8 protein-coding genes are annotated in these 6,399 nt (G+C 73.7%); 6 read left to right on the top strand and 2 right to left on the bottom strand.

The window, feature by feature from the left end; genetic code table 11:
- From FRZ03_RS35415 to FRZ03_RS35400, 4 genes are all read left to right on the top strand, one after another.
- On the top strand, positions 1-931 hold a 931-nt coding region (locus FRZ03_RS35415; protein ID WP_315902684.1), incomplete at its 5' end, for an SGNH/GDSL hydrolase family protein.
- Between the two features lie 11 nt (positions 932-942).
- Positions 943-1,149, top strand: a complete 207-nt coding sequence (locus tag FRZ03_RS35410; protein WP_146469163.1) for a hypothetical protein — start codon at positions 943-945, stop codon at positions 1,147-1,149.
- A 1-nt stretch (position 1,150) separates the two neighbouring features.
- Positions 1,151-3,007: a carbamoyltransferase family protein gene (locus FRZ03_RS35405; RefSeq protein ID WP_146469162.1), complete on the top strand. Its 1,857-nt coding sequence runs from the start codon at positions 1,151-1,153 to the stop codon at positions 3,005-3,007.
- Complete coding sequence (locus FRZ03_RS35400; RefSeq protein WP_146469161.1) at positions 2,985-3,191, top strand: hypothetical protein; 207 nt, start codon at positions 2,985-2,987, stop codon at positions 3,189-3,191. Before FRZ03_RS35405 ends, FRZ03_RS35400 begins: the two co-directional genes overlap by 23 nt.
- 78 nt (positions 3,192-3,269) lie before the next feature.
- On the opposite strand, the gene FRZ03_RS35395 is transcribed toward FRZ03_RS35400, so the two are convergent.
- Positions 3,270-3,896 (bottom strand): class I SAM-dependent methyltransferase, encoded by a 627-nt coding sequence (locus tag FRZ03_RS35395; RefSeq protein ID WP_146469160.1) that lies wholly within the window; start codon positions 3,894-3,896, stop codon positions 3,270-3,272.
- A gap of 47 nt (positions 3,897-3,943) precedes the next feature.
- Positions 3,944-5,068: a PLP-dependent cysteine synthase family protein gene (locus FRZ03_RS35390; protein WP_146469159.1), complete on the bottom strand. Its 1,125-nt coding sequence runs from the start codon at positions 5,066-5,068 to the stop codon at positions 3,944-3,946.
- A 312-nt stretch (positions 5,069-5,380) separates the two neighbouring features.
- Here FRZ03_RS35390 and FRZ03_RS35385 point away from each other — a divergent pair, with 312 nt between their 5' ends.
- Both FRZ03_RS35385 and FRZ03_RS35380 read left to right on the top strand, forming a co-directional pair.
- The gene (locus tag FRZ03_RS35385) at positions 5,381-5,704 is read left to right on the top strand and encodes a hypothetical protein (RefSeq protein WP_146469158.1); all 324 of its coding nucleotides are present in this window, start codon (positions 5,381-5,383) and stop codon (positions 5,702-5,704) included.
- 325 nt (positions 5,705-6,029) lie between these two features.
- Positions 6,030-6,399, top strand: a 370-nt coding sequence (locus tag FRZ03_RS35380; protein WP_146469211.1) for an ATP-binding protein, incomplete at its 3' end; no start/stop codon positions are given.

The following is a 6,399-nucleotide window of genomic DNA, read 5'->3' as shown; positions in this document are numbered from 1 at the left end:
GAGCCCCTTCGCGATGACCTCACCCCGCGCCGAGTTCGCCCCGCACATGGAGCACTACACCTTCGTCCTGGAGGACCAGCCGTATCTGGGCTACTTCCAGTACGGCAACGAGAAGACGCCCGTCTACACCACCGACCGGCACGGCTTCCGGGTCACCCCCGGCCCCGACGGGCAGCGGGCCACGGTCGGCGACGACCGCCCCGACGGCCCGGTCCGGGTGCTCGCGGGCAGCTCGGCGGTCTTCGGCGTGGGCGCCACCGGGGACGCGGCCACGATCACGGCACGCCTGTGGAACGCCCACGCGCCCCGCCTGCCCTGGCTCAACATGTCGGGCCAGAGCCACAACTCGGCCCAGGAGCTGCTGCTGTTCACCCTCTTCCAGCACGAACTGCCGCCCGTCGAGGACATCGTGCTGCTGTCCGGCGTCAACAACCTGGTGCTGAGCAGGCTGCCCGAGGAGAAGCAGGGCCGGCACGGCGCCTTCTTCGACTGCGGCCCCGCCCCCGAGGTCGTCCCCCCGCCCGAACAACGCGTCGCTCACTCGACCGAATTGACACTGCGTCACCTCGCGGGCTGGAAGACGCTCGCGGACGGCCTCGGAGCCCGGCTCACCTTCGTGCTCCAGCCGCTCGCCCCCTGGGTCCGCGAGGAACCGCTGCCCCGGGAGAAGCTGCTCTTCGACGAGTTGGACGAGGTCTCCAACTTCCGCCGGTTCCACAACGACATCTCCACCATGGAGGTGGGCCGCGCCTACGCCGAACGGCTGTCCGCGGGATGCGCCCGGCTCGGCGTGCCCTTCCTGGACATGAACGTGGCCCTCGGCGAGGCCGCCGCGCCCGGGGACTGGCTGTTCATCGACCGTGTGCACGGCACCGATCTCGGCTACGACCTGGTGGCCCGGCAGCTCGCCCACCACCTCGACCTGGCATAGGGAGCCCCTCGATGCGCGATGCGATGAGCGAGGACGGCGGGACGGCGCCCGCCTCGGCCGTCCGCCGCCTCTCCGCCTGGCTGCGGCACCGCGGGCCGCGCCGGCCGGCCGACCCCGCAGCCCCGCCGGCGCGGCCCGCGGACCCGCCCGCGCCACCGCCGCCCTCCCGGCTGCGCCCGCAGCCCGAGGACGACGCCTCCGTCTACCCCTTGTTCTGACATGGGCACCAGCACGGGCGGCGGCCCGGTCCTGGGCATCTCCGCCTACTACCACGACAGCGCGGCGGCCCTGGTGGCGGACGGTGTCCCGCTCGCGGCGGCCCAGGAGGAGCGGTTCACCCGGCGCCGGCACGACCCCGGCTTCCCCGTCCACGCCGTCCGCTCCTGCCTGGAGCTGGGCGGACTGCGCCTCGACGAGCTGGCGGCCGTGGCGTTCTACGAGGACCCGGCGCTGAAGTTCCGCCGGGTCCTGGCCACCTGGCTGGCGACCGCCCCGCACGGCCTGCCCGTGTTCCGGCGGTCGTTCCCGCAGTGGGCCGGCTGGAAGCGGCGGGCGCTGGACGACGTACGGGCCCGCCTGCGCGAGCTGGCGCCCGGGCGGCCGCTCCCGCCGCTGGTGGCCTTCCGGCACCACGCCTCGCACGCCGCGTCGGCCTTCTACCCGAGCCCGTACCCCTCGGCCGCGGTGCTCTGCGTCGACGGCGTGGGCGAGTGGGCGACGACGACCCTGTGGCACGGCCGGGACACCCGGCTCGTCCCGCTCGCGGAGCTGCGCTTCCCGCACTCGCTCGGCATGCTCTACTCCGCGTTCACCTACTTCTGCGGCTTCAAGGTCGACTCGGGCGAGTACAAGCTGATGGGCCTCGCCCCCTACGGCACCCCCCGCTACGCGCCCCTGATCCGCCGGCGGCTGATCGATGTGAAGGACGACGGCTCGTTCCGCCTGGACCTGCGCCACTTCACCTTCCAGTACGGGCGGACCATGGTCGGCCGGGCCTTCGAGGAGCTGTTCGACGGGCCCCGCCGGACACCGGAAGGGCCCTTGACGGAAAGGGAGTTCGACCTGGCGGCGTCCGTGCAGCAGGTCACCGAGGAGGTGCTGCTGCGGCTGGCCCGCACCGCGCTGCGCCGCACCGGGGAACGGCGGCTGTGCCTGGCCGGCGGAGTCGCGCTCAACTGCGTGGCCAACGGCCGGCTGCTCGCCGAGGGCGTGTGCGACGAGCTGTGGGTCCAGCCGGCGGCCGGCGACGCGGGCGGGGCGCTCGGCGCGGCCCTGGCCGAGTCGCACCGCCGGGGCGCGCCCCGCGCCCATGTCGGGCACGGCGGGGACGCGATGGCGGGCGCGCTGCTCGGGCCCGGTTACGGCGACCGCGAGATCGAGGAGTTCCTGGACCGCGGCGGCTATCCCGCCGTACGGCTGCCGGAGCGGGAGCTGGTCGAGCGGGTGGCGGCGGAGCTGGCGCGGGGCCGGGTGGTGGGCTGGTTCCAGGGGCGGATGGAGTTCGGTCCGCGGGCGCTGGGCAACCGGTCGATCCTCGCCGACCCGCGCGATCCGGCCATGCAGTCCGCCCTCAACCTCAAGACCAAGTTCCGGGAGTCCTTCCGTCCCTTCGCCCCCGCCGTGCCGGCCGAGGACGCCAAGGACTGGTTCGACCTGCCGCGGGAGAGTCCCTACATGCTGCTGACGGCACAGGTCGCCGCGGCCCGGCGACGGGAGTGCGGGGCCGAGGCAGACGGCGCGCGAGGCCTGGACCTGCTGCGCGTGCCGCGCTCGACGGTCCCGGCGGTCACCCATGTGGACGGCTCGGCCCGGGTGCAGACGGTGACGGCCGGGCACAACCCCCGTTTCCACGCGCTGCTCACCGCCTTCCGTGAGCGCACGGGCTGCCCGGTACTGGTGAACACGTCCTTCAATGTGCGCGGGGAGCCGATCGTGCGCGACCCGGCGGAGGCCTACGCCTGCTTCATGCGCACCCGGATCGATCTCCTCGTCCTCGGCGACCGACTCCTGGACAAGCGCGACCAGCCCGCGTGGCGAGAGGAGGGCGACTGGCGTGCCACGATCCCGAGGGACTGACCGACTGCGCCAACTGGGCCTGGACGTCCTGTACTTCGCGGTGATCACCCCGGTGGGGCTGTGCGCCCGGGCGGTGCGGGACCCGCTGCGGCGCGCCTGGGAACCCGACCGCGTGAGCTACCTGGAGCCCCCGGCCGGCACCCGTCCGCCCGCACGGGCGCCCCGGAGAAGGAAGAACGGCTGACGCCTCACCCGGTCTCCGCCCGCACCGGCCGGGCGGCCCGCGACCGGCCGCCCACGGAGGCGCGAGCCGACCGGGGACTCATCGGCCGTACGGGCGGGTCGCCGAGGTCAGCACCACGCGTCGGGTGCCCAGGACCAGCACCCGGGACGTCGCCCCGGTGAATCCGCGGGCCTCGGTCCAGTCGCTCGCCTCCCGCGCGTCGGCGGGCAACGGCACGTCCCCGGCGAGGAGTTCGGCGAAGCGCGGCGACGGGCGGAAGTGCGTGGCCAGGGGCAGCGAGAAACCCACCCGGCCGCCCGGACGCAGCGCGCGCCGCCAGTCGGCCAGGGCCCGGGCGCCCAGGAAGTGCAGCGAGGACGCGCAGAACACGACGTCGAGCGAGTGGTCGGGGACCGGCAGCGGCACGGCGTCGCCCACCCGCCAGTCGATCGCCTCGGCACCGGCCGTTTCGGCGGCGCGGGCCCGGCCGGCCGCGATCATGCCCGGGGACAGGTCGACGGCCAGGACGGGCCTCGCGGCGGCGGGCCGCTCGCGGGCCAGCTGGCGGGCGACGGCTCCCGCCCCGCACGCCACGTCGGCGACCGCGTCGTCCGCGCCCGGGGCCACCCGGTCGATCAGGGCCCGCGCGATCTCCTCGTGGTGCCCGTGGTCGTAGCTGTCGGCCAGCTCGTCGAAGACACCGGCCAGCTCTGCGCTCTGGATCACCGTCCGATCGTAGCCGCACACCCCGGGCCTGCCCGGGCGCGCACCTCTCAGTCCGGCCACACGCCCGTGGCCAGCAGGGAGTCGATCGCCGCCGCGTACGGCGCGATGTCCAGGCCCTGCTGGGCGAGCCAGGCGTCCGAGTAGTACTTGTCGAGGTACCGGTCCCCCGGATCGCACAGCAGGGTGACGAGGCTGCCGGTACGGCCCTCGGCCACCATCTCGGAGACGATCTTCAGCGCGCTCCACAGCCCGGTCCCGGTGGAGCCGCCCGCCTTGCGGCCGATCACCCGCTCCAGGGCCCGCACGGCGGCGACGCCGGCCGCGTCCGGGACCTTCATCATCCGGTCGATCGCGCCGGGCACGAAGCTCGGTTCCATGCGCGGCCGGCCGATGCCCTCGATCCGGGAGCCGCAGTCGCAGGTGACGTCCGGGTCGCCGGTGGTCCAGCCCTCGAAGAAACAGGAGTTGTCCGGGTCGGCGACGCAGATGCGGGTGTCGTACTGCATGTAGTGCACATAGCGCGCGAGCGTCGCCGAGGTGCCGCCGGTGCCCGCCGTGGCCACGATCCACGCTGGCTCCGGGAACCGCTCCAACTCCAGCTGGCGGAAGATGGATTCGGCGATGTTGTTGTTGCCGCGCCAGTCGGTGGCCCGCTCGGCGTAGGTGAACTGGTCCATGTAGTGGCCGCCGGTCTCCACCGCGAGGCGGGCCGACTCCTCGTACATCATCCGGGAGTCGTCCACGAAGTGGCACCGCCCGCCGTGGAACTCGATGAGACGGCACTTCTCGGCGCTGGTCGTGCGGGGCATGACCGCGATGAAGGGCACCCCGATCAGCTTGGCGAAGTACGCCTCGGAGACGGCGGTGGAGCCGCTGGAGGCCTCGATCACCGGGCGCCCGGGGCGGATCCAGCCGTTGCAGAGGCCGTAGAGGAACAGGGAACGGGCGAGGCGGTGCTTGAGGCTGCCGGTGGGGTGGGTCGACTCGTCCTTCAGATAGAGGTCGATGCCCCAGCGCTCGGGCAGCGGGAACCGCAGCAGGTGCGTGTCCGCCGAGCGGTTGGCGTCCGCCTGCACCTTGCGCACGGCCTCCTTCAGCCAGCCACGGTAGGCGGGGTCACTGCGGTCGACGTCGAGGGTGGCGCCGGTCCGGATCTGTGGGGTGATGCTCACGGCGGGGCTCCTTACGCTCTGCGCCGACGGCGCCCGTGGCGGCCGGCACCCTGAGCATAGGCATCTTTCACACCGCTTCCCACCTGCATAAACACATCTTTGGAGGGCCCAAAGCGACCCTGGGGCACAGGCATGCGGGAGGCCGGCCGCGGCTGCGCGCGTGCTCCGGGCCGCCGTTCCGCGCGCCCCCCGCGCGCACTGGTGCTCCGTGCCGCGGCGCGGCAGACTGCACGCGTGCGGGACGATGGTCCCGTACGCGAACGGGGGCGCACACCGGAACACGGGAACACGCGCACAAGGGGGCGGCGAGAGATGGCGGAGCCGGAGTTCACTGCCACGGGCGTGCGGATCGGCAAACGCATGCGCTCGCTCACCCGGGCCGGGCAGGTCCGGATCAGCGACGGCAGGGTGGAGTTGCTCAACAGCTACGGCAGCGAGATCGACAGCGCACCGGTACAGGCGGTGCGCGCCTCCAAGCCGTGGTTCGCTCCGGACGACAAGGCACTGGCCGACCTGAACGGCGAGCGGTACCTGCTGACCCTGGGTGAGCAGGACCCGGCTCCCGGCGAGCCGGGGCCGCCGGCGGCCCGCCGGTTCATCGAGGCGGTCCGCCGGGCGGCGGGACGCGGCGACTGAGCGGCGCCACCGCGGGCCGCGGCACCCGGGCGCGGGCCGGCCGAGCCCGGGTGAGGGGCCGGCCCACCCGGGCCACGGCGGGGCGCGACCGGTGCCGCGATGGCCGCCCGGCGCCCCGCCCTCACCGTACGGATGCAGCGAGTTGCGCGCGGATGCCCCCTGCGCCACGCTGGTCTCACGTCACTCTGGGTTTACCGGCGATAACGCTGCGAACCAGCCCGCCGGCCTCGACAGCAGGCGGCCGCTTCCCGGGGGGCCACCTGGATCCGTTGTTCTCCGTGTTTTGCCGGTTCCCTTCCGGACCTCACATCGGGGAGTCGCAGCCGTGATCAGTTACCCAAGCAGGCACTGCACGGTGGAGCTCCAAGCCCTGCCGTCGCGGATCGGCCAGGTCCGCAGAATCGTATCTGCGCAATTGCGCTACTGGCATCTCGACCCGTTGATAGACCGGGCCGCGCTCGGCGTGACGGAGCTGCTCAGCAACGTCCACCGGCACGCCAGGCCCGACAAGTCGTGCACCGTCGAGCTGGAGCTCCGGCCGGACCTCCTCACGGTGTCGGTGCACGACCACGATCCGCGCCTGCCGGTACCGGCCGACGACGCGGACGCGGCCGACGCCACACCGCTCGCGACCTGCGGGCGGGGCCTGGCGATGGTGGCCGCGGTGAGCGAGAGCTGGGGCGCGCGGCCGGACG

It is taken from the genome of Streptomyces misionensis (assembly GCF_007896895.1).
GTDB classification, from domain to species: domain Bacteria; phylum Actinomycetota; class Actinomycetes; order Streptomycetales; family Streptomycetaceae; genus Streptomyces; species Streptomyces misionensis_A.
This window is presented reverse-complemented; position numbering and strand designations above follow the sequence as displayed.

Coding starts and splice junctions, on each gene's coding strand:
- FRZ03_RS35385 (WP_146469158.1), top strand. CDS start 5,381: ATGGCGGAGCCGGAGTTCACTGCCACGGGCGTGCGGATCGGCAAACGC.
- FRZ03_RS35410 (WP_146469163.1), top strand. CDS start 943: ATGCGCGATGCGATGAGCGAGGACGGCGGGACGGCGCCCGCCTCGGCC.
- FRZ03_RS35405 (WP_146469162.1), top strand. CDS start 1,151: ATGGGCACCAGCACGGGCGGCGGCCCGGTCCTGGGCATCTCCGCCTAC.